Below are 21,059 nucleotides of genomic sequence, written 5' to 3'. Positions count from 1 at the left end.
GAGTCGTCGCCTGGCGGCTTACACCGGCAGCCAACCGGTGCTCTTGACCTCTTCCATCACCGCGTAGGTGTGTGTCTCGCGTACACCTGGAAGCGAGAGGAAAACGTCGGAGAGGAAGGTGCGGTAGGCTTCCATCCCCGCGACGCGTGCCTTGACGAGATAGTCGAAGCCGCCGGCGACCATGTGGCATTCCATCACATTGTCGCTTTGCTTGACGGCCTCGGCAAATGAATCGAACACATCAGGGGTGGTCCGGTCCAGTTTCACCTGAACGAAGACAAGCAGATTGCGGCCGAGGCGCTCGGGCGAGAGAATCGCCATGTAGCCGGTGATGTAGCCGTCCCGCGTGAGCCGTTTGACGCGCTCGGCCGTGGCCGTCGGCGAAAGATTGACCTTCTCAGCCAGCTCGATGTTCGTCAGGCGGCCTTCCTGCTGCAGGGCCCGGAGTATTTTCCGGTCAAGTCGATCGAGTTCCTTCATGTTTCCCTATCGATATTCTTTTCTGGCAAATGAATGGGCGGCAATTGGCACGAAGAATGGTGAAAGTCACTTCACAATTTCGCACAATCCGCAACAGCCCTGTCTGTGTAAGCCGAGAGGTGCCGATTGTTGCAATGCAACTCTGCCGATTGTCGTTTTTAGCCCATCGTGCGGCAAATTCCAGCGTGGCGTCCTTCAGACGTTCAGGTACTAATTGGGTGCCGCTCAGTGGACGCCGCCAATTACCGGTGTCCGCTGAGCGATTCTGCGCCGGATGCGGTGCCGTTGCTCGCGATGGCTGCAACGTAAGAACCACAATGAAAGGGCGGCGCACGATCGCTCTAGCTGGAGAGGAAGCAGCACAACCATGACCGAGGTCAAATCCGATATCGAAATTGCCCGTGCGGCGAAGAAAAAGCCGATCCTGGAGATCGGCGCCAAGCTAGGGATCCCGGCCGAGCACCTGCTTCCCTATGGGCATGACAAGGCCAAGATCAGCGCCTCGTTCATCGCGGACCAAAGAGAAAAGAAAGATGGCAGGCTCATCCTCGTCACCGCGATCAACCCGACGCCTGCCGGTGAAGGCAAGACGACGACCACCGTCGGCCTCGGCGACGGTCTGAATCGGATCGGCAAGAAGGCTATCGTATGCATCCGGGAAGCCTCGCTCGGCCCCTGCTTCGGCGTGAAGGGCGGCGCTGCTGGCGGCGGTTACGCACAGGTCGTGCCGATGGAGGACATGAACCTCCACTTCACCGGCGATTTCCACGCAATCACCTCGGCTCACAATCTGCTGGCGGCCCTGATCGACAACCACATCTATTGGGGCAACGAACAGAATATCGACATCCGCCGCGTCGCCTGGCGCCGTGTGATGGACATGAACGACCGGGCGCTTCGCGACATCGTCTGCTCGCTCGGTGGTGTCGCCAACGGCTATCCGCGCGAGGGTGGCTTCGACATCACCGTCGCCTCGGAGGTCATGGCGATTCTCTGTCTTTCGAACGACTTGAAGGACCTGGAAAAGCGTCTCGGCAACATCATCATCGGCTACCGCCGCGACAAGAGCCCGGTTTTCGCCCGCGACATCAAGGCCGATGGCGCGATGACCGTTCTGCTCAAGGATGCGATGCAGCCGAACCTGGTGCAGACGCTGGAGAACAATCCGGCCTTCGTCCACGGCGGCCCCTTCGCCAATATCGCGCACGGCTGCAACTCGGTGGTTGCGACCAAGACAGCACTGAAGCTCGCCGACTACGTCGTCACCGAAGCCGGCTTCGGCGCCGACCTCGGCGCGGAGAAGTTCTTCGACATCAAGTGCCGCAAGGCCGGGCTGCATCCGGATGCCGCGGTGATCGTTGCGACGGCGCGTGCCATGAAGATGAACGGCGGGGTGAAGAAGGAAGACCTCGGCCATGAGAACGTCGAGGCCGTCCACAAGGGCTGCGCCAACCTCGGCCGCCATGTGCAGAACGTGAAGAAGTTCGGTGTGCCGGTCGTGGTGGCGATCAATCACTTCATCACCGACACCGATCGCGAGATCCAGGCGATCAAGGACTATGTCGCCACGCTCGGCGCCGAGGCAGTCCTGTGCAAGCACTGGGCGCAGGGATCGGCCGGCATCGAGGAACTGTCACGCAAGGTGGTCGAACTCGCCGAATCCGGACATTCGCAGTTCGCGCCGCTCTATCCGGACGACATGTCGCTCTTCCACAAGATCGAGACGATCGCCAAGGACATTTACCACGCCGGAGAGGTGATCGCCGACAAGTCGGTGCGCGACCAGCTTCACGCCTGGGAAGCGCAAGGCTATGGACATCTGCCGATCTGCATGGCGAAGACGCAGTATTCCTTCTCCACCGATCCGAACCTGCGCGGAGCGCCGGAAGGGCACACCGTGCCGGTCCGCGAAGTGCGGCTTTCGGCCGGTGCCGGCTTCATCGTCGTCATCACCGGCGAGATCATGACCATGCCGGGCCTGCCGAAGGTGCCGTCCTCGGAGAAGATCTTCCTCAACGAAATGGGTCAGATCGAGGGGCTGTTCTGACCCGTAGTTCCACTGCAATAGGAAAGGCGCCGCGACGAGGTCGCGGCGCCTTTCGCATTTTCGCCAAGGATGTCAGAAGCTCTTCGTCAGCGAAAGGCGGAACGAGCGTCCCGGCTCGCTGTAGAAGTCGCGGCTCGCCTCCGTAGTGTTGTCGGGCACGCTGATCGCATCCCAGTACTTCTTGTCGAAGATGTTGAAGACACCGGCCTGGACGCGGAGACCCGCCATCTGTTCCGGCTCCCACCATGCGGTGGCATCGACGATGCCGTAGCCGGGCGCCTTGAAACCGCCGTCGCTCACCTTGTTGCGGGCACCGGCCGTCGTCAGCGAGACATCGGATCCCCAGGTCTCGGCCGCATAGCCGAGGCCGATGATGGCGCGCAGCGGGGCGACCGAGTTCAGGTTTTGGTCCGTGTCGGTATCCTTGCCGTGTGCCCAGGCAACCGACCCCCATGTCCGCCATTCATCAGTGAAACGCCACTCACCCGCAAATTCGACACCGTAGATTTGCACGTGCGCGAGGTTCTCGTAGCCGGTAACGCCTGCAACCGGATACTCGCCGCCGGGCGGTACGAGCTGCACCATGTCGATGAAATTACGGTAGTAGTTGTTGAAGACGGTCGTCGAGACTGTATACGCGTCCGAAACATAGTTGGTGCCGATTTCGAAGCCGTTGCTGGTCTCTGTTTCCAGATCCGGATTGCCGATGCGGGCGTAGGTGCCCGGCGCGCCGAAGTTCTGGTAGAGCTCCGTCGCCGTCGGCGCGCGGAAGCCTTGGGACCATTGGGCGTACAGCTCCAATTCTGTGTTGGCCTGCCAGGCCGCCCGAAGCTTCGGCGAGAAGCGGGAATCGCTGGCCGAGTTCAGATAGGCCGCATCGAAGTTCGGACTTGCCTCGTAGGCCGCCGTCGACTTCGGCGAATGGCGATACCAGTCAAAGCGCAGGCCCGGCGTCAGCGTCAGACGGTCGTCCATTAGTCTGATGTCGTCCTCGACATAAAGGCCCAGCGCAACACTATTGACGTCCGGCATGTCGGAGGCGTTGGAGTGCAGGAACAGGCAGGACGCAAAAGGAGGCAGCGGTCCATCTGGGCAGTTATCCTGCCCCCAGGAGTACTGATGCGTCTTCTGGTCGTACAACTCGCCGCCGAAACGGAAGTTGTGCTCTATGCCGCCGAGCTCGACCGCCTTTGCCGCATCGCCGTTGATGCCATAGGTGGTCTGCTCGATCAGGTTGTCGCGCTTGTAGACACCAAATGGAAAGGCATAGGGGCTCCCTACGGGGCCTGCAGGCAGGCGGAAACCATCGGTCGTGCTGTTGAGCCCTTGCCTCTGCCAGTAGGTGACGACGCTGGCTGCGTCCAGCCAATCATTCCCATCAGGCGAGATGAAGTCGTAGGAGGCCGAAACGCGCTTGCGGTTGACCTCCTCGCCTGTGTGCAGCGATCCAGGTTCGTATGCGGCCGTCGTTGACCGCATGTTGTCGGTGTCTTCGTCTAGATTGAAGATTTCGCCCGTCAGGCCGAAGCGATGGCCGCCATCGATGTACTGATGGATCTTGGCAAGCACGTTGCCCTGATCGAAGTCCATCGGGTTTGGTTCGGTCCTGCTCAGGCCATAGCCACCGATATCGCCCTGATTGTCAGTTTCATGGCCCTTCTTGTAGCCGCCCTGGATCATCAACCAGGTGTCATTGTAACGTCCGGCCAGGGCTGCGTTGGCGCCCACGCTTTCATTTGCACTGTCGTAGGTGGTTTTCGTCAGGGCGCCGAAATTCTTGCCGTCGGCAATCAGATCCTCCGGGTTCAGTGTCCTGAGGCCGACCACACCCCCCAGCGCGCCGGAGCCATAGCGGCTCGAGTCGGTGCCCTTCGTGATATCTATGGCGGAAAGGCTGTCGAAATCGAATGCGTTCAGACCGCCGACGGCGGAATCGCGCGGATCTGCTAGCCATGGCACGCGGATGCCGTCGAGCGTGGTCAGCACGCGATCGGTCTGGAGCCCGCGAATGTTGATGCTGTTGTTCTGCGTATTGAAGTTGACGCCGGCGTCAATGCGCCGGGAGAAATCCTGGAAATCGGTGATCATGCGTTCTTCGATTTCGGCCCGGTCGGTCGTTTGGGTGAGCGGGGAAAGTGCTTGCGGGTCGCTCGCCCCCTCGACTGTGATCGTGTCCAGGTTGGTCGCTTGATTTGCCGAGGCGTTCGTTGCCTCCTGCGCAAGAGCGGATGCTGCGCCGAGCGCGATCGCGATGGCCGTACCGGCCAGCAGCGTTCTGGTCAGCGGCGTATTCGAAGTCATGTCGTATACCTCTGAAAATGCATGCGAATTACCGTCGCGCATCGCGGCGGCGATGCGCGTGAGGTTTTTAATTTCTGGATTCCGTCGCGAAGGAAGCTCCGCGGAAGGTGTTATAAATATGGACTAAATGAGTCAAGTTTAAAAATGACTTTTAAAGTCAAGTTTACGCGGGTCGTCGAAAAACAGGCGGCGGCTGCCCGATTGTCACCGGCCAAGACCGCGCGGGCGTCGACGGTCGCTGTGTTTCGTCAGGCCGATGCGGAGCGACAAGCGTCACGAACGCGCGGCGGTCCGTTTGCCTAATCGTAGGGGCCGAGATAGTCCCCCTTGCCGATTTCCAGGCCATTGTGGCGGAGAATGTCGTATGCGGTCGTGACGTGGAAAAAGAAGTTCGGAAGCGCGAATTCCAGCAGATAGTTTTCGCCTGAAAACGTCACCTTGAGCTTGCCGACATTGAGGACGACCTCACGGGTTTCGCTTCCTTTCATATCGGCTTCCCGGATCGAGTTCAGGTAGGCGATGGTGTTGTCGATGCGCGCCTTTAATTCTGCAAACGTTGTTTCCGTATCGGGAAAGCTCGGCGCATCGGTGCCGGTCAGCCGCCCCAATGCATTTTTCGCGGTGTCGCTGACACGCTGGATCTGTGCCGAGAAGGGCAGCATGTCTGGAGCCAGCCGCGCATTGATGAGCACTTCCGGGGCGATCTTGTTTTCGCCCGCGTAGGCTTGCGCCTTGTCTAGAAGTGTCGACAGTACCGTAAGGCCGCGAACGAAGACCGGAACGGACAGGCGATGCATGGAAAGAGGCATGGTGGCGATCCTTGTCGATACTGGTAAGCCGGTGATCCGGTTTTTCGCCACGCAGATCAAGATAGGTCAATCGTGGGAATTTTGCGCCTGCTGTCTACCAACAATATCTATATCCATTCGCCCGCTTTTTGACGTCGAGATGCAGATGGGTTTCGTGTGCGGCGTCGCTGCCCGGATCGAGGACTGTGGTGAAATACAGACAGGCAGTGGCAACCGCGGCACGCTGCAGCGCGCCCTCGGTTGACGCATCCTCCTCGCGCGGCGCGATCGCAAGCTGACTGCCGTCCGAAAAGGCAAATGCCGCGATGTCGATCGCGTTGCCGAACGCATGCTCGGAGATCTTTCCGTTCGGTGCGCCATTGCGGTTGCGGCAGACGTAGGCGGAGGCCTGATCCAGCCCGACGAGCCGCTTATCCGGCATCGCCGCCTTGGTCGCGGGAACGATCGCTTCGCGGGTCCACCGCTGAAGCTGGAGTGCCGTCTCGCAACGCAATGTCGCTTCGGGCACGATCTCGATATCGGGAGTAAGGCGCGAGACCGTGACCGGTCGTGCAATGCCGCAGCCGTTCTTCGGGTCGATCCGCTCTGTAACCTTGACGACGGCGCCCGCCGATCTCAACTCGGCAATGCAGGCGTCAACGACGGTCGCACGTTCCTCCATGAGCGGCGGAGGCGGTGGTTGTAGTTCCTCTTTTCGCAGTTCCTCGGCCGGTGGTGCCGCGTTGTCCGGTTTGACGTTCTTCTGCACAGGCCGCGCAACCGGCACGGGACCTTCCTGAGGGAGGGTCATCCCAGTCAGTAATATGCACGCGATGAGGGGGGGAACTGATCGTAGGTCTATCTTTTCGCTCCATCTTGTCCGTGCCAACGGTCAGAAAAGAACGCTCATGCATGTTTTCGGTTCCACGGCTATTGCCGGTTAGGCACCCGCGCCGTGTCCGCGCTCGGAGCCGGGCCGTGCGCGCACGCAGGCAACGAGAGTCTCGGTCAGTTCCCGCACCCGCTCGATCAGGCGTCCACTGCCGCATCCTTCATCGTTGGCGATTATGTCGAGAAAGAAGGAGATAAGCGCCTGCGCTTCATCGGCATTTGAAGGCGAGTGCTGCAAAATGGCATCAAAAGTATCCGCTGCTTGGCGGTCGAGAGCGCGAAATTCAGGGGTGTCGTAGTCGTCGATCCCGTCAAGCAGGCGTCGCTGCAAGCGGCGAAAATGAGCAAGTTGGCATGTCACCATGCGTTGGCAGTTCCTGGATCTTGATGAGATTTAAATCGATCTAGTTGCAGCATGTCAGGGCCTGCAAAGCATAACCATCCCCAGATTTGGCGAGGCTTCTGAGCTGATTTCTGCCGCAAATGTCGCAATCAGAACTATGGGGCGCTGGCGTTCTCGTCGTGGGAAAAGGCCGTTGCGTTCACCTGCGCTTCGCGCTAACAATTCGGCCGATGACAAACGTACGCAACATCGCAATCTGGTGGTGGGCTCGCTGAAAGCGGCCTCGACCAGTCATGCGTGATTGACACGACAAGCCGCCCGGAACCCTCGAGGCGGCTTTTTCTTTTTCGGGCCGTTTCATCCGGGCCGAACAGGAGAGCAGGGGAATGGTGACGAAACTTCTTGACGATGGCGCCGAGACCTACGAAACGCGCGGCGGCATCGCCGTGACGCGCCGGCGCCGGGCTGCGGACTATGCGAACGCGATTTCGGGTTATGTCGACAGGCTCGACGAGCATCGCGGCGCGGTCTTTTCCTCGAACTACGAATATCCGGGCCGCTATACCCGCTGGGACACGGCGATTGTCGATCCGCCGCTCGCCATCACCTCCTTCGGCCGAAACGTCTGGCTCAACGCCTACAATGAGCGCGGCGAAGCGCTCCTCGACATCATCGCGCCGTGTCTTGCGAAGGTGCCGGAACTGACGCTCGGCGCATCGACGCCGCGTCGCCTGGACCTCAAGGTCAATGAGCCGGATCGCGTCTTCACCGAAGAGGAGCGCTCCAAGATCCCGACGGTCTTTACGGTCTTGCGGGCGGTGACGGACCTGTTCCATTCGCCGGAGGACTCCAGTCTCGGCTTCTACGGTGCCTTCGGCTATGACCTCGCCTTCCAGTTCGACTCGATCGATTTGAAACTTCCGCGTCCAGAAGACCAGCGCGATATGGTGCTGTTTCTTCCGGATGAGATCCTGGTCGTCGACCACTATGCCGCAAAGGCCTGGATTGACCGCTATGACTTCGCCAAGGACGGGGTGACGACGGAGGGGAAGAACCAGGCGATCGCGCCGGAACCGTTCCGCACCTCCGATACCATCCCGCCGCGCGGGGACCATCACCCCGGCGAGTATGCCGACCTGGTCGTCAAGGCGAAGGAGAGTTTCCGCCGCGGTGACCTGTTCGAGGTGGTGCCGGGCCAGAAGTTCTATGAACGCTGCGAAAGCAAGCCGTCGGAGATTTCCCGGCGCCTGAAGGCGATCAATCCGTCGCCCTATTCCTTCTTCATCAATCTCGGAAACCAGGAGTATCTCGTCGGCGCCTCACCGGAGATGTTCGTGCGTGTGTCGGGCCGCCGCATCGAGACCTGCCCGATTTCCGGCACGATCAAGCGCGGCGACGACCCGATCGCCGACAGCGAACAGATCCTGAAGCTTCTGAATTCCAAGAAGGACGAGTCGGAGCTGACCATGTGCTCCGACGTCGACCGCAACGACAAGAGCCGCGTCTGCGAACCTGGTTCCGTCAAGGTCATCGGCCGTCGGCAGATCGAGATGTATTCCCGCCTGATCCACACGGTCGACCACATCGAAGGGCGCCTGCGCGACGACATGGACGCCTTCGATGGCTTCCTGTCCCATGCGTGGGCAGTAACGGTGACAGGCGCCCCGAAGCTGTGGGCGATGCGCTTCATCGAGGCGCACGAGAAGAGTCCGCGGCTGTGGTACGGTGGTGCGATCGGCATGGTCGGCTTCAATGGCGACATGAACACCGGGCTGACGCTGCGCACCATCCGCATCAAGGACGGCATCGCCGAGGTCAGGGCAGGCGCTACGCTCCTGAACGACTCCAATCCGCAGGAAGAAGAAGCGGAAACCGAATTGAAAGCATCCGCCATGATTGCAGCCATCCGTGACGCCAAGGCCGGGAACGCGGCCAAGTCTCAGCGCGACGTCGCCTCTGTCGGCGCCGGCGTGAACATCCTTCTCGTCGATCACGAGGACAGCTTCGTTCACACGCTGGCAAACTACTTCCGTCAGACCGGCGCGACCGTGACGACGGTGCGCACGCCCGTTGCCGACGAATTGTTCGACCGCCTCAAGCCCGATCTCGTCGTGCTCTCGCCCGGCCCCGGCAGCCCTAGGGACTTCGACTGCAAGACAACGATCAGGAAGGCACGCGAGCGAAGCTTACCGATCTTCGGCGTCTGCCTCGGATTGCAGGCGCTGGCCGAGGCCTATGGCGGAGAACTGCGACAGCTCGCGATCCCGATGCACGGCAAGCCCTCGCGCATTCGCGTGCTGGAGCCTGGTATCGTCTTTTCGGGCCTCGGCAAGGAGGTCACGGTCGGCCGTTACCACTCGATCTTCGCCGATCCCGCGACGCTTTCGCGCGATTTCGTCATCACCGCCGAAAGCGAGGATGGCACGATCATGGGGATCGAGCACTCCAAGGAGCCGGTGGCAGCTGTGCAGTTCCATCCGGAATCGATCATGACGCTCGGCGGGGACGCGGGGATGCGAATGATCGAGAACGTGGTTGCCCATCTGGCGCGCAAGACGAAGACGAAGGCTGCATAACCCAATCAGCCTTTGACATCTCGGCCGTTTCGGTCGATAGAAACCCCGAAAGAGCCGCCTGCGCGAAACCCCGCGCGGGCGGTTTTGCGTTGATGAGCGCGGTTCTTGCAATTCGTTTGCATCCGCACAGGAGCGAGCATGGCTACGAACGGAAACCCAACCGTCAATCGACTGGCGCTGATCGGCATTCCGCTGGCCTTCTTTGTCATGGGGTTGAAGTTGCTCGCCTGGTGGGTGACCGGTTCCGTTGCGCTTCTGTCGGACGCGCTCGAGTCGACCGTAAACGTGATCGCTGCCGTTCTCGCCTGGTGGGCGATTCGTTATGCGGCGCGGCCCGCCGATGCCACACACCCATTCGGGCACCATAAGGCCGAGTACTTTTCCGCGGTCATCGAGGGTGTTCTTATCGTCGTCGCCGCGCTGCTCATCCTGCAGGAGGCCGTGCCGAAGCTGCGGGCGCCGACGCTGCTCGATCAGCCGATTCTCGGTCTTGCGATCAATCTTGCTGCTGCGCTGATCAATGCCGGCTGGGCAACGATCCTGATCCGGGCAGGCCGCCGGCACCGTTCGCCGGCATTGAGCGCAGACGGACACCACATCCTTTCGGATGTGGTCACTTCTGCCGGGGTGCTGGTCGGACTATTGCTGGCGCTTGCGACAGGTTTTGCGATCCTCGATCCGGTCATGGCGATCCTTGTCGCCTTGCACATCGTCTTTCAGGGGTGGAAAATCATCTCCAGCTCAGTGAGCGGATTGATGGACCATGCGGTGGAACTGGACGAAGAGACGGCGATCAAGCATGCAATCGCCACCCATGCGGAAGGCTCGCTTGGCGTCCACGACCTGAAGACACGAAGGGCCGGACCGGCAACCTTTGTCGATTTCCATCTGGTGGTCCCGGCCAGCATGGCGGTTGGCGATGCGCATGAGATCTGCGACCGGCTGGAGGCGGCGATCGAGGCCATTCAGCCCGGTGCACAGATCGCCATTCATGTGGAGCCGGAGACGGAGAGGGCGCACGGCATCAAGGTACAAGTGGAAAGGGCCAAGCCATGACCAAGACTGACGTTTCAAACCTGTCGCAACTCGGCCGCAACGTCGAGCTTCCGGCGAGCCCGGAGGAGGCGGTGCTGGAAAAGGTGCCGAGCGGGCATGAAGGAACCGATTTCGTCGTCCGCTTCACCGCGCCGGAATTCACCTCGCTCTGCCCGATGACCGGCCAGCCGGATTTTGCCCATATCGTTATCGACTACGTGCCGGACGGATGGCTGGTCGAATCAAAATCGTTGAAGCTCTACCTGCACTCCTTCCGCAACCACGGCGCCTTCCACGAGGATTGCACGCTCGATATCGCCAAGCGGCTGGTGAAGCTGCTTTCGCCAAAATGGCTGCGGATCGGTGCCTACTGGTATCCGCGCGGCGGAATCCCGATCGATGTGTTCTGGCAGACCGGCGCGCCACCGGAAGGGGTGTGGCTGCCGGACCAGGGGGTTGCGCCCTATCGCGGGCGCGGGTGAGAGACCTCGCCGAAGACCGGTACCGTCCGATTGCCTTGCCTGTAACGTGACTGTGCTGCGCACCAGGGGGAGTGCGCAGCACAGAACGCGTCAATCCGAAGAACCGGGCTCTATTCGATCGGTGCATCCGTCGCCTCAGAGCGTACTGTCAATCTTCCGTGCACTGGAAAGTGCGCAGAAAATCAAGCGCTTGGCGCTAGGCGTGCGAATGCGGATGGCGAAAGTCCCAGACTGCCCAGGCCGACAGTGCGGCGGTGCAGATCCCGAGGATCACGTGAGTCCACATCGCACTGGTGTTGGCCATGAAGCCAAGCAACCAGGGCGACACGATCAGCCACAGGCCGACCACCATGTTCACCCATTCCTCCCATTCTGCGAAGGCCGAAAGGGTCATGATCGCGAAGCCGCCGAGCACGATGCCGGCGATCCAGGCGTTCCAGCTCGGCGTCGCATCGGCGACATAGCCTATGACCCAGGGAGAAAGAAACAGGCAGACCGCCAGGAGCAGGGTGACCAGATCCTGACTTCTCCGACCGGACATGAGATTCATCATCGCAACCTCCATGAGGCACTCCGCCGTGCGCAATTGCACGGTTAAATATTAGGGTACTCTAATAATTATTTCCTTCAAGATTCATGAGGGTTACGGGGCGATCACGGGTCCGTGTGGAGATGCCCTCTTCGTATGCGGGTGCGATCGACGGATGTGGGATCGTGTGAGGGGCATTTACCCTGTTTGCCGCTGACCTTGGCGCCCTCTATCGCCCGGCCGGCGTTTTGTTGCATTGTCTTGACGACTGAGTCGCATTATCTGACTGCGGCAAGGATTTTTGAGACGACAGGCGGAGAGTTGCCGATGAACGACGAAGAAGACGACAAGAAGACCGAGCTGCCGCTCGGCAAGGAAACCGAGGCGAACCTGTTCAAGTCGCGCTCGATCTTCATCTATGGCGGCATCACCCAGGAACTGGCGCAGAAGGTCTGCTCGCAGCTCGTGGCGCTTGCCGCCGCCAGTGACGAAGACATCCGCATCTTCGTCAATTCGCCCGGCGGCCATGTCGAGTCCGGCGACAGCATCCACGACATGATCAAGTTCATCAAGCCGAAGGTCTGGGTGATCGGGACCGGCTGGGTGGCTTCCGCCGGCGCGCTGATCTACGTCGCGGCGCCGAAGGAACAGCGCCTCTGCCTGCCGAACACGCGCTTCCTGCTGCACCAACCGTCCGGCGGCACGCGCGGCATGGCCTCCGACATTGAGATCCAGGCCCGCGAAATCATCAAGATGAACGAGCGGCTGAATAAGATCTTCGCGGATGCCACGGGGCAGGCAATCGAAAAGATTGCCAAGGACACAGACCGCGACTATTGGCTCTCCGCAAAGGAAGCCTTGGAATACGGCCTCGTGTCGCGGATCATCTCGTCGCAAGCCGAGATCTGATCCGGCCCGACGCTAAACGACATCAACGCGCTTCCGTCCTCGCGGCGGAAGGGCGTCTTGTTATCAAGGGTCTCAATAGAAGCCTGGCGGACCATAGTCTTTCATGCCAACTGAACGTGCATAGACACAATAGTCGTATTGGTCGCTGCTCGGGCCGCCATATTGCCGGAAGCAATAGTTCCGGGCGTCCAGCGTCGCCTGGCTGACCGGCGCGGCGGACTGACAACCCACCAGCATGACAAGCAGTGTCACAACGACATATTTCATCGCCCAACTCCCAAATATCCTCCACGACGGACGACCCAAAGACTAACGCCGGAACGCGTCCTGTACAAATCATCTCGCGCAAGGCTTGCGCCACAGCGGCGACACAGCTATAAGCCAGCCCATGTTGAAGACCAGAAGCACCATCGTTGAACGCATTTCGCGCAGCCAGCAGGCTGCCCGCGAACGTTCGCGCAGCTTCTCCTCGCTCCTTCTTCTCGGCCTTACGCGCGGTTGCCGGGTTCTTTGAGGAGCGCCCGGTGGCCGAAAAGCCTACCGGCGCAAGTGCTCCTCGCATCACCCCTATTGTAAATTCGCCCCGGACCCTCAGAAGGTCAGCTTTCGCCGTCGTCAAGCGTGCTTCGATCCGCTATGACGCTACCTGAAAGCCGGGATGACGAAGAGACGAGCACATGACCGTAAAGACCCATACTCCGAAGCAAGGCATGCCGAATGCGGCGGCAAAGTACCAGCCCTATCCGCAGATCAGCATTCCGGACCGTACCTGGCCGAGCAAGATCATCACCGAAGCGCCGATCTGGTGTTCGGTCGACCTGCGTGACGGCAACCAGTCGCTGGTCAATCCGATGGGTCACGACCGCAAGGCCCGGATGTTCCAGCTCTTGCTCGACATGAACTTCAAGGAAATCGAGATCGGCTTCCCGTCTGCCTCGCAAACTGACTTCGACTTCGCCCGCTGGTGCGTCGAGGAGGGCAACGTCCCCGACGACGTCTCGTTGCAGGTGCTGGTCCAGTGCCGGCCCGAGCTGATCACCCGCACCTTCGAGGCGCTGGAAGGCGCCAAGCGCCCGATCATCCACTTCTACAATTCGACGAGCGAACTGCAGCGCCGCGTCGTCTTCTCAAAGGACGTCGCCGGCATCAAACAGATCGCCACCGACGCTGCGAAGATGATCATGGACATGGCGGCCGAGGCCGGTGGCGACTACCGCTTCGAATATTCGCCGGAAAGCTTCACCGGCACAGAACTCGAAGTGGCGCTGGAGATCTGCAACGCCGTCACCGAGATCGTCCGTCCGACGGCTGAGAACAAGCTGATCATCAACCTGCCGTCCACGGTCGAGATGGCGACGCCGAACATCTATGCCGACCAGATCGAGTGGATGTGCCGCAACCTCGACAATCGCGAAAACCTGATCATTTCGCTGCATCCGCACAACGACCGCGGCACCGGCATCGCCGCCACCGAACTCGGCCTGATGGCGGGGGCGGACCGCGTCGAGGGTACGCTGTTTGGCAACGGCGAGCGCACCGGCAATGTCGACGTCGTGACGCTGGCGCTGAACATGTATACGCAAGGGGTCGACCCCAAGCTCGACTGCACCGACATCGAACGTATCAAGGCCGTCTACGAGTATTCCAACGAGATGGTCATTCCGGATCGCCACCCTTACGTCGGCGAACTGGTCTACACGGCGTTCTCCGGTTCGCACCAGGACGCGATCAACAAGGGCATGAAGGCGATCAAGACGGCCAACAAGCCGATCTGGGAGGTGCCCTACCTGCCGATCGATCCGCAGGACGTCGGCCGCACCTACGAGGCGATCATCCGCATCAACTCGCAGTCCGGCAAGGGCGGCATCGCCTATATCCTGCAGCAGGACCACGGCATCAACCTGCCGCGCAACCTGCAGGTCGAGTTCCGCGAGGACATCCAGCGCATCACCGACGAAGAGGGCGTCGAGCTACCCTCGAAGCGCATCTACGAACGTTTCCTTGAGCGCTATGTCACCCAGCCGGACGCTCGGCTGCGCTTTGTCGATCACCACACCTATCCTGACACGACCCGCAAGGGCGTGCGCATCGTCGCAGCTGAGATCACCGACAAGGGCGAGACGAAAAAGATCGAGGGGCAGGGGACCGGACCGATCGACGGCTTTATCCATGCGCTTTCGGTCTATACCGGCGTGGAGATGTCGGTCGTCGACTACTCCGAGCATTCGCTGCAGCAGGGCTCGAACGCGGCTGCGATCGCCTATGTCGAGATCGAACATCCCGGCGGAAAGCTGTTCGGCGTCGGCATGAACACCAATATCGTCGCCGCCTCGCTCGAGGCGATTGTGTCAGCCGCTAACCGGGTTCTGGAGGAATCCGCCCGCTGATCGCGCGGGTGGGCTTGAAATCAATAGGCCGCGCCGGATTGCCGGGGCGGCCTTTTGTTGATTGCAGCACGTTGCCGTAGCCTTAGATCGCCTGCGCCACCGCCTTGGCGATCGCTTCCAGTGCAGGGTCTGACGAAGGACCGACGACGACATATGACGCAGAACCGTTCTGCCAGGCGATAAGGCCGAGGTCGTCGCGAATGCTGTCGGTGAGGTCGCTCTTCTCCGCAACGGGGTCGCTCTTCTGGAAGTAGATGGAAAAAATCTGGCCATCTGCGTCCTTGTAGAGAAGTTGCGCGGTCGGACTGCCGGCTGCGACGAGAAGTCGGGCGCCCTCGAAGGCAAGTCCGCTGGCGGTAAGGTCGGGAATTTTAAACTCCATACCAACAGCCGAGGCGAGCCATTCGGTAATGTGCTGGCCTTCCGATGGCGGGACTTCCGCCAGGTGGCGGGTTTGCCGCGCGTAGATGCGATGAAGACCGGCGATGTCGTCCAGCCAGTCTCGTGCTTCGACCGTCTGCACCGGCGTGGCCGCAGGTACGTGCCGGGTGCCGAGCAGGTAGCCCGCGCTGCCGCTGGCCAGGAGCAGTACCAGCCCGGCGGCACCAAGACGAGCCCAGCTTCCAAAAGGCGTTACGTCCCTGACAGGCTGTGCCGGAGGCAGACGTCCTGCACTCTGCCCACCTTCTATTGTGGCCAACTTGATGTTGCGGACGAGATCAAGCGGCACCGGTTCGTGCAGCATGTCCTCGAACGCCTTGCGTCCCAGGTCGCTGCCGAGTTTGAGCCGGTTGAAGAGTGTGCGCGCCTTCTCGTCGTGCGCAAGAATTCCGTCGATTTCTCGTACTTCCGCATGCGGTAGCTGCCCGTCCAGATAGGCTGACAAGCGCACTTCGAGCGGGAGACCCTGTGTGCTTTCCAAAGCTCAGGTCCTCCTTTCTGTCTGTTCTGAAATCATGGCGGCAAGCCTAATGCGCGCCGTCGAAAGCCTGCTCATGACGGTACCGATCGGGATTCCGAGAATATCCGCGGCCTCGCGGTAGCTGTGACCTTCCACGTTCACCAGCAGGAACACGCTCGAAAGGCCTTCCGGCATCGTCATGATCAGTTTGTGCAATTGCTTGGCGTAGACGGCTTTGTCGGCCGACGCCTCTATTCGCAGATCGTCCTGTTCGGAGAAGTCAACCGTGCCAGAACCTGTGCGGACTTTCCGTTTCCTGACTTCGTCCACCCAGAGATTTCGCGTCATGGCATAGATCCAGCTCTCCAGCCGTCCTTCCCCGTTCCAGAGGTGGCTCCGGGTAATGGCGCGCTCACAAACTTCCTGAACGAGATCGTCGGCATCGCTGGCATTTCTTGTCAAAGTCATGGCAAAGCGGCGCAGCTTCGGCAAAAGACCAACCAATTCACGCCGGAATTCATTCGATTCTGCCGTGGGACGCATTGCTCTTCCAAGGAACGTTCGAGATCAGACCAATATTCGCTGCAATCCTGGCCGCGATCATTGATATGGAACATTTGTGCCTCGGTCTGCAAGCGCGCGGCAGATGGAAACGGAAGTTTCCGGTGCTTTCGGCGTTACTGTCGGGGAACGGTCTCTGCGAGGATCGACGCCGCGACAACGCCGTCGATCCTCCAAGTGGCGGGTGAGGCTCGTCAGTAAGTGCTGCGATCGCCACCGAGCGACTGCAGGAGGGACTTATACGCCCAACTATTCTCGCCGCCACGGTCACGGATTTCGACGAGTTGTACGCGTGCCCCCTGGATATCGCCTTGGGCGATCAGTGCCTGGCCCATGTAGGAGCGGGCGAGGATGTAGTTCTCATCCTTCTGCAGCGCTTTGCGATAGTACGTCATGGCGCGATCGATCTGACCGAGCTTGCGGTATGCGAAGCCATAGTAATTGAGAATGCGCGGATCGTTCTGGTTTTCTGCGGCCTTCAGCGCGTTGAGAGCGTTACTGTACTGTCCGGCATAGGCAAACTCCCGCGCCGCTTCGTAGAGTATGTCGTCCGGCTTCAGTTCGGTTTTCTTTTGCGTGCCGTTCTTCTTGGAATTGGCTCTGATCTGGTTCGGTGTGAGGCACATTTTGCGCTGCGGGCTCCAGACCTTGCCATTCGTGCATGTCGTGGTCGTTGGGGTCGGGCTGGGCGCCGAGCCGCCGCCGCTGTCGGCAGCGAATGCGACGCCAGTCGGCGCAAGTACCAGAGCAAATGATGTGGCGAAAATGATGCGGGTCAGGGACATCTTCAATCCTTCCACGGGTAGTCGCCGATAGCGGAGGAAGGCGTATCGCTCGAAGGTCGATCTCGGCCCGCGTTGCGAAACGCATCCAGAAGATTAGACGAAGCCCGAAGGTCCTTTATTCCCCTGTGTGGAGGCGCGTCGTTTCGGCAAGCACGACATCCTCGCCCAGTTCGTCCAGCGCATAGCGCTCGCGCATGAGGTTCCAGCGTCCCGGTTCTCCGGAAATCTCGAAGATATTGTAGGCAGCGGGTGGTTTGTGCCCGCCAGGCCCTTGCGAAGCCGATGCGATGCCGACCACCGGGACCGGGCCGGCGGGGCTGCGCAGCCAGTACACGGTGTTGAGGTGCGTATGCCCGTGCAGCACGAGTTCCGCTCCGCCCGAGGAAATCGTTGCGGCAAAACGGCGAATACCGATCATCCGCTTGTGGAGCGAGGTCGCTCCGCGGATCGGCGGGTGATGGATCATCACCACGCGAAACAGCCCTGCCTTGCCGGCAGCCCGCAGCAGATTGACGGTTTCGCGAGCCTGGCGCCTGCCGAAGTAGCCGCTCGCCGCAAACGGCGGCGTCGCCACGGCTGTTGAGCAACCAATCAGGGCGACATTGCCGCGCACGCGCATGTAGGGGAACATCGAACGACCCTCGGTCCATTCTGCCGGTGCATCGTCGCCCCGCATGTAGGGATACCAGGCTCGTGTTGAGCGCTCATAGGCGCCAGGCACGTAGGCGTCGTGGTTGCCAAGCACGACCGAGACGTTCTCGGGGGTTCCGACGCCGGGAAGCCAACGTGCGACAGCGTCGATTTCGCCGGTGGCGGCGAGATTGACGAGGTCGCCGGTGATGGCGAGGTGGTCCGGATTGCGGCGCTCCAGATCGTCCAGCAACAGATCAAGCGTGTTGGCAAAAAGGTGCCGGCGACGATTGCTGTGCCAGTTGATGAACCCGGTGATGCGCTTCGACGCCAGTTCCATGACGGAAAGCGCAGGCAGCGGGCCGAGATGGACGTCGGAGATATGGGCGAGACGGAGCATGGCCTTCCTTAGACCGAGTCAGGGGCGGAAGGAAATGCCGCACACCCGGATTCGTTGCCGAACGAGGCAGGTCGCCTTTATTGCGCGTGGACAACGGTACCGTATTTCAGAGGGTGCCTTGATTCATGTCTCCATTGAGGCAAAGCCTGTCGATCGTGGCTGGGTCGCGCAATCGACGAGGTGAGGCATGAGCAGCAAGAGATCGCCGGAAAAGCGAACCCTCTGGGCTCGCCTTGTGACGCTCGTGATGCACGGCTACTTCGCCTACGCGCGTGGCATGACGCTCGGCGTGCGGGCTGCGTGCTTTGATACCGAGGGGCGCGTCTTCCTCGTGCGCCACAGCTATGTCCCCGGCTGGCATCTGCCCGGCGGCGGCGTCGAGAGACACGAGACGGTCCCGCAGGCGCTGGCCAAGGAGATGCGCGAGGAGGGCAACCTTGCGGCGGTCGACCCGCCAAGGCTGTTCCATGTCTACTTCAACAGGGGAACGAGCAAGCGCGACCACGTGCTGTTCTACATCTGCGAGAACGTGCGCCAGAGCGGGCCGAAATTGCCCGACCGGGAAATCCGGGAGGCCGGATTCTTTGCCCTCGATGCGCTGCCCGAAGGGGTGACGCCCGCGACACGGCGCAGGCTTGACGAAGTGGCCGGCCGGTCGCAGCCGGCCGACATCTGGTAATCTCAGGCAGCCAGCAGCCGCTCCCGCCCGTGGGGTGCGGCGAGGTCGAGTTCCGGCCCGACCGGAACGATCCCCGTCGGATTGATCGTCAGGTGGCTGCGGTAGTAGTGCTGCTTGATGTGGGCCATGTTGACCGTATCGGCGACGTCCGGCACCTGATAGAGGTCGCGCAGGTAGCCGGACAGGTTCGGATAGTCTGCAATGCGGCGGATGTTGCACTTGAAGTGGCCGACATAGACGGCGTCGAAGCGAACGAGCGTCGTGAACAAGCGCCAATCGGCTTCCGTGATGCACTCGCCGGTCAGATACCGCTGCCGGCCGAGGCGCTCCTCGAGTTCGTCCAGGGTCGCAAAGACACGGACGACGTTTTCCTCGTAGGCTTCCTGGGTCGTTGCGAAGCCGGCCTTGTAGACCCCGTTGTTTACGGTGTCGTAGATCCGCTCGTTCAACGCGTCGATCTCGTTACGCAGATGCGCTGGATAGTAGTCGTTGTGCGAGCCGGTGATCCCGCCGAAGGCAGAATTGAACATGCGGATGATTTCCGCCGACTCATTCGAGACCATGCGGTTCTGCTTCTTGTCCCACAGCACCGGGACCGTGACGCGGCCGGAATAGTGCGAATCGGCTTTCACATAGACCTGCCAGAGCGCATCGACACCGAAAAGATGATCGACCGTGCCGCCGCTTTCGCCCTTGAATTCCCAGCCCTTCGACAGCATCACCGGATCGACGATCGAAACGGTGATCAGGTCTTCGAGCCTCGTCAGCTTGCGGAAGATCAGCGTGCGGTGCGCCCAGGGGCAGGCAAGTGAGACGTAAAGATGGTAGCGGCCTGCCTCAGCCTTGAAGCCGCCTTCGCCAGTGGGCCCGGGCTCGCCATCAGGCGTGATCCAGTTGCGAAACTGCGAGGCCGCCCGCTTGAAGTGACCTTTGGTCGCCGCAGTGTCGTACCAGACATCATGCCAGATGCCGTCCACGAGCCTTCCCATGCCGATCTCCTTCCGGTTTCGTCTTACCGTCTAGATAGGTTTAACGATCGGAGGCGAATAGACACTATTTTCTGAACAGTGCGTTTTGGGCTTTGACAGGCGGCATTTTTCTGCTATCCGCGCTGGTCAAGATATTCGTGCCGTAGTGGTGCGAAGAGGATTTCGGTTCTGACGATGTTTTTTGCAGGAAACCCGCGACGACGCTGATGCTCTCAAACGCCTCCATCGAGGCGAAGTCATCTCCTATTGTCTCGCATACGGTTCCTGTTCTCATGCACAAGCACGACCTCGTCTACCTGACCGAAGACGCGTCTCATGACGCCGCCATCGAACACATCAACGAAGAAGCCTTTGGCCCGGGACGGCATGTGCGCGCCGCAGCGCGGATCCGCGAGCAAGGTCCGCATGACCGGTCGCTTTCCTTCATCTGCGCCGACGACGGCGAGACGATCGCTTCGGTGCGGATGACGCCGGTAAATGCGGGCAGCGTGAAGGCACATCTGCTTGGCCCGCTCGCCGTCCGGCCGTCGCATAAGAACAAGGGTATCGGCCGGGAACTCGTCCGGATTGCAGTCGAAGCAGCCAGGCGGAAGGGCTCGGAAGCGGTCATCCTTGTCGGCGACCCGCCCTATTACGGCCCCCTCGGCTTCGAAAAGGTCGCCTACAATGCCCTGACCTTCCCCGGTCCCGTTGACCCGAAGCGGGTACTGGTCGTGCCGATCGCCGCCGACACGCACGAACGGCTGCAGGGCGAGATCGGCTGGCGGCCTGAACACGCTGCTGTGGAGGTCGCGTCGGACCTGCAGCCGGCTCCCGCGCATTGCGTCGCTTGATCATTTTTGTTGCCTTCTACCCTGCATATCCAGCAGGGAATGGATTGCTTGCTGCCTTGCGAGGAACGTGGAGGGGACATGCAGCCGGTTCTGGAAGGACAAAACGTAAGACTGAGAACCGCGTCTGCCGAGGATGCAGACACACGGTTTGCGCTTGGTAATCACAGCGCGATCCTCAGGATGTACGGCATAGGCGAGAATGCGGAGCGCCGCGCATCCATGGCCATCGGGATCTTCGACCCCGCTTGTCTCGGCACGGGGCTGGGAAGCGAAGTAATCGGGCTCGTTCTCCGGCACGCCTTCGCTACGTTGCGACTGCACCGGATCTCCATACGCGTCCTCGCTTTCAACCGGCGCGCCATCCGTGCCTACGAGAAGTCCGGCTTCGTGGAGGAGGGCAGTGAACGGGAAACCGCGTTCATCGACGGGGCCTGGCATGACGATGTGATGATGGGGATCCTCGACAGGGAGTTTGCTGTCAGCCAATGACTGCATCGGCTGACGCTGGCAAGC

At 60.8% G+C, this 21,059-nt stretch carries 22 protein-coding genes; 10 read left to right on the top strand and 12 right to left on the bottom strand.

Annotation, left to right across the window (positions count from 1 at the left end):
• Positions 1-18: 18 nt before the first annotated feature.
• Positions 19-480 carry an Lrp/AsnC ligand binding domain-containing protein gene (locus tag IB238_RS10875; RefSeq protein ID WP_192246100.1) on the bottom strand — a complete coding sequence of 154 codons (462 nt, stop codon included), beginning with the start codon at positions 478-480 and terminating at the stop codon, positions 19-21.
• Between the two features lie 367 nt (positions 481-847).
• On the opposite strand from IB238_RS10875, the gene IB238_RS10870 reads away from it, so the two are divergent.
• A complete protein-coding gene (locus IB238_RS10870; RefSeq protein ID WP_192246098.1) occupies positions 848-2,527 on the top strand; it encodes a formate--tetrahydrofolate ligase in 1,680 nt (559 codons plus the stop codon).
• Positions 2,528-2,599: 72 nt separating this feature from the next.
• Here IB238_RS10870 and IB238_RS10865 read toward each other — a convergent pair whose 3' ends face one another.
• A complete protein-coding gene (locus IB238_RS10865) occupies positions 2,600-4,828 on the bottom strand; it encodes a TonB-dependent hemoglobin/transferrin/lactoferrin family receptor (RefSeq protein ID WP_192246096.1) in 2,229 nt (742 codons plus the stop codon).
• 21 nt (positions 4,829-4,849) lie between these two features.
• Here IB238_RS10865 and IB238_RS10860 point away from each other — a divergent pair, with 21 nt between their 5' ends.
• Entirely contained in the window at positions 4,850-5,131 is a 282-nt protein-coding gene (locus IB238_RS10860) for a hypothetical protein (protein ID WP_192246094.1), read from the top strand.
• On the opposite strand, the gene IB238_RS10855 is transcribed toward IB238_RS10860, so the two are convergent.
• The 3 genes from IB238_RS10855 to IB238_RS10845 all read right to left on the bottom strand — a co-directional run bounded on the left by IB238_RS10855 (position 5,128) and on the right by IB238_RS10845 (position 6,838).
• Positions 5,128-5,637 carry a DUF1993 domain-containing protein gene (locus IB238_RS10855; RefSeq protein WP_192246092.1) on the bottom strand — a complete coding sequence of 170 codons (510 nt, stop codon included), beginning with the start codon at positions 5,635-5,637 and terminating at the stop codon, positions 5,128-5,130. The two genes, IB238_RS10860 and IB238_RS10855, sit on opposite strands and share 4 nt — an antisense overlap.
• A 94-nt stretch (positions 5,638-5,731) precedes the next feature.
• The gene (locus IB238_RS10850; protein WP_348648226.1) at positions 5,732-6,403 is read right to left on the bottom strand and encodes an extensin family protein; all 672 of its coding nucleotides are present in this window, start codon (positions 6,401-6,403) and stop codon (positions 5,732-5,734) included.
• Between the two features lie 153 nt (positions 6,404-6,556).
• Positions 6,557-6,838, bottom strand: coding sequence for a hypothetical protein (locus IB238_RS10845; RefSeq protein ID WP_192246088.1), 282 nt, complete (start codon positions 6,836-6,838; stop codon positions 6,557-6,559).
• A 398-nt stretch (positions 6,839-7,236) separates the two neighbouring features.
• Between IB238_RS10845 and IB238_RS10840 the strand changes: the two genes are divergently transcribed.
• From IB238_RS10840 to queF, 3 genes are all read left to right on the top strand, one after another.
• The gene (locus IB238_RS10840) at positions 7,237-9,426 is read left to right on the top strand and encodes an anthranilate synthase (protein WP_192246087.1); all 2,190 of its coding nucleotides are present in this window, start codon (positions 7,237-7,239) and stop codon (positions 9,424-9,426) included.
• A gap of 138 nt (positions 9,427-9,564) precedes the next feature.
• Entirely contained in the window at positions 9,565-10,482 is a 918-nt protein-coding gene (locus tag IB238_RS10835; protein WP_192246085.1) for a cation diffusion facilitator family transporter, read from the top strand.
• Complete coding sequence (gene queF, locus IB238_RS10830; RefSeq protein WP_192246083.1) at positions 10,479-10,943, top strand: preQ(1) synthase; 465 nt, start codon at positions 10,479-10,481, stop codon at positions 10,941-10,943. The genes IB238_RS10835 and queF overlap by 4 nt, the downstream gene beginning before the upstream one ends.
• 196 nt (positions 10,944-11,139) lie before the next feature.
• Here the strand turns inward: queF and IB238_RS10825 are convergent, their stop codons facing one another.
• A complete protein-coding gene (locus IB238_RS10825; RefSeq protein ID WP_192246082.1) occupies positions 11,140-11,496 on the bottom strand; it encodes an SPW repeat protein in 357 nt (118 codons plus the stop codon).
• A 303-nt stretch (positions 11,497-11,799) separates the two neighbouring features.
• On the opposite strand from IB238_RS10825, the gene IB238_RS10820 reads away from it, so the two are divergent.
• On the top strand, positions 11,800-12,381 hold the full coding sequence (locus IB238_RS10820; protein WP_192246080.1) for an ATP-dependent Clp protease proteolytic subunit: 582 nt from the start codon (positions 11,800-11,802) through the stop codon (positions 12,379-12,381).
• A 72-nt stretch (positions 12,382-12,453) separates the two neighbouring features.
• Here IB238_RS10820 and IB238_RS10815 read toward each other — a convergent pair whose 3' ends face one another.
• Positions 12,454-12,648, bottom strand: a complete 195-nt coding sequence (locus IB238_RS10815; protein WP_192246078.1) for a hypothetical protein — start codon at positions 12,646-12,648, stop codon at positions 12,454-12,456.
• Positions 12,649-13,058: 410 nt separating this feature from the next.
• On the opposite strand from IB238_RS10815, the gene leuA reads away from it, so the two are divergent.
• Complete coding sequence (gene leuA, locus IB238_RS10810; protein ID WP_192246077.1) at positions 13,059-14,768, top strand: 2-isopropylmalate synthase; 1,710 nt, start codon at positions 13,059-13,061, stop codon at positions 14,766-14,768.
• An 82-nt stretch (positions 14,769-14,850) separates the two neighbouring features.
• Here the strand turns inward: leuA and IB238_RS10805 are convergent, their stop codons facing one another.
• From IB238_RS10805 to IB238_RS10790, 4 genes are all read right to left on the bottom strand, one after another.
• A complete protein-coding gene (locus tag IB238_RS10805) occupies positions 14,851-15,690 on the bottom strand; it encodes an anti-sigma factor (RefSeq protein ID WP_192246075.1) in 840 nt (279 codons plus the stop codon).
• Positions 15,691-15,693: 3 nt separating this feature from the next.
• Positions 15,694-16,212, bottom strand: a complete 519-nt coding sequence (locus tag IB238_RS10800; RefSeq protein WP_192246073.1) for an RNA polymerase sigma factor — start codon at positions 16,210-16,212, stop codon at positions 15,694-15,696.
• A 212-nt stretch (positions 16,213-16,424) separates the two neighbouring features.
• Positions 16,425-17,015: a tetratricopeptide repeat protein gene (locus IB238_RS10795; RefSeq protein WP_192246071.1), complete on the bottom strand. Its 591-nt coding sequence runs from the start codon at positions 17,013-17,015 to the stop codon at positions 16,425-16,427.
• A 115-nt stretch (positions 17,016-17,130) separates the two neighbouring features.
• The gene (locus IB238_RS10790; protein ID WP_192246069.1) at positions 17,131-18,045 is read right to left on the bottom strand and encodes a metallophosphoesterase; all 915 of its coding nucleotides are present in this window, start codon (positions 18,043-18,045) and stop codon (positions 17,131-17,133) included.
• Between the two features lie 187 nt (positions 18,046-18,232).
• On the opposite strand from IB238_RS10790, the gene IB238_RS10785 reads away from it, so the two are divergent.
• On the top strand, positions 18,233-18,724 hold the full coding sequence (locus IB238_RS10785; RefSeq protein WP_192246067.1) for an NUDIX domain-containing protein: 492 nt from the start codon (positions 18,233-18,235) through the stop codon (positions 18,722-18,724).
• A gap of 2 nt (positions 18,725-18,726) precedes the next feature.
• Here the strand turns inward: IB238_RS10785 and IB238_RS10780 are convergent, their stop codons facing one another.
• Positions 18,727-19,713: a glutathione S-transferase family protein gene (locus tag IB238_RS10780; protein ID WP_192246065.1), complete on the bottom strand. Its 987-nt coding sequence runs from the start codon at positions 19,711-19,713 to the stop codon at positions 18,727-18,729.
• A gap of 206 nt (positions 19,714-19,919) precedes the next feature.
• Between IB238_RS10780 and IB238_RS10775 the strand changes: the two genes are divergently transcribed.
• Together IB238_RS10775 and IB238_RS10770 are read left to right on the top strand one after the other, a co-directional pair.
• Positions 19,920-20,546: an N-acetyltransferase gene (locus tag IB238_RS10775; protein ID WP_246723529.1), complete on the top strand. Its 627-nt coding sequence runs from the start codon at positions 19,920-19,922 to the stop codon at positions 20,544-20,546.
• A 78-nt stretch (positions 20,547-20,624) separates the two neighbouring features.
• Positions 20,625-21,035 carry a GNAT family protein gene (locus IB238_RS10770; protein ID WP_192246063.1) on the top strand — a complete coding sequence of 137 codons (411 nt, stop codon included), beginning with the start codon at positions 20,625-20,627 and terminating at the stop codon, positions 21,033-21,035.
• The last annotated feature ends 24 nt before the right edge of the window (positions 21,036-21,059 follow it).

The organism is Rhizobium sp. ARZ01 (assembly GCF_014851675.1).
GTDB lineage: Bacteria > Pseudomonadota > Alphaproteobacteria > Rhizobiales > Rhizobiaceae > Mycoplana.
The sequence above is the reverse complement of the archived record's forward strand: the minus strand, read 5'-3'. Positions and strand labels throughout refer to the sequence as shown.

What these genes read in the sequence shown, in the direction of transcription:
- IB238_RS10875 (WP_192246100.1), bottom strand. Translation starts at nt 480, where the DNA reads ATGAAGGAACTCGATCGACTTGACCGGAAAATACTCCGGGCCCTGCAG.
- IB238_RS10870 (WP_192246098.1), top strand. Translation starts at nt 848, where the DNA reads ATGACCGAGGTCAAATCCGATATCGAAATTGCCCGTGCGGCGAAGAAA.
- IB238_RS10865 (WP_192246096.1), bottom strand. Translation starts at nt 4,828, where the DNA reads ATGACTTCGAATACGCCGCTGACCAGAACGCTGCTGGCCGGTACGGCC.
- IB238_RS10860 (WP_192246094.1), top strand. Translation starts at nt 4,850, where the DNA reads ATGCGAATTACCGTCGCGCATCGCGGCGGCGATGCGCGTGAGGTTTTT.
- IB238_RS10855 (WP_192246092.1), bottom strand. Translation starts at nt 5,637, where the DNA reads ATGCCTCTTTCCATGCATCGCCTGTCCGTTCCGGTCTTCGTTCGCGGC.
- IB238_RS10840 (WP_192246087.1), top strand. Translation starts at nt 7,237, where the DNA reads ATGGTGACGAAACTTCTTGACGATGGCGCCGAGACCTACGAAACGCGC.
- IB238_RS10835 (WP_192246085.1), top strand. Translation starts at nt 9,565, where the DNA reads ATGGCTACGAACGGAAACCCAACCGTCAATCGACTGGCGCTGATCGGC.
- queF (WP_192246083.1), top strand. Translation starts at nt 10,479, where the DNA reads ATGACCAAGACTGACGTTTCAAACCTGTCGCAACTCGGCCGCAACGTC.
- IB238_RS10825 (WP_192246082.1), bottom strand. Translation starts at nt 11,496, where the DNA reads ATGATGAATCTCATGTCCGGTCGGAGAAGTCAGGATCTGGTCACCCTG.
- IB238_RS10820 (WP_192246080.1), top strand. Translation starts at nt 11,800, where the DNA reads ATGAACGACGAAGAAGACGACAAGAAGACCGAGCTGCCGCTCGGCAAG.
- IB238_RS10815 (WP_192246078.1), bottom strand. Translation starts at nt 12,648, where the DNA reads ATGAAATATGTCGTTGTGACACTGCTTGTCATGCTGGTGGGTTGTCAG.
- leuA (WP_192246077.1), top strand. Translation starts at nt 13,059, where the DNA reads ATGACCGTAAAGACCCATACTCCGAAGCAAGGCATGCCGAATGCGGCG.
- IB238_RS10800 (WP_192246073.1), bottom strand. Translation starts at nt 16,212, where the DNA reads ATGCGTCCCACGGCAGAATCGAATGAATTCCGGCGTGAATTGGTTGGT.
- IB238_RS10795 (WP_192246071.1), bottom strand. Translation starts at nt 17,015, where the DNA reads ATGTCCCTGACCCGCATCATTTTCGCCACATCATTTGCTCTGGTACTT.
- IB238_RS10790 (WP_192246069.1), bottom strand. Translation starts at nt 18,045, where the DNA reads ATGCTCCGTCTCGCCCATATCTCCGACGTCCATCTCGGCCCGCTGCCT.
- IB238_RS10785 (WP_192246067.1), top strand. Translation starts at nt 18,233, where the DNA reads ATGAGCAGCAAGAGATCGCCGGAAAAGCGAACCCTCTGGGCTCGCCTT.
- IB238_RS10780 (WP_192246065.1), bottom strand. Translation starts at nt 19,713, where the DNA reads ATGGGAAGGCTCGTGGACGGCATCTGGCATGATGTCTGGTACGACACT.
- IB238_RS10775 (WP_246723529.1), top strand. Translation starts at nt 19,920, where the DNA reads ATGCTCTCAAACGCCTCCATCGAGGCGAAGTCATCTCCTATTGTCTCG.
- IB238_RS10770 (WP_192246063.1), top strand. Translation starts at nt 20,625, where the DNA reads ATGCAGCCGGTTCTGGAAGGACAAAACGTAAGACTGAGAACCGCGTCT.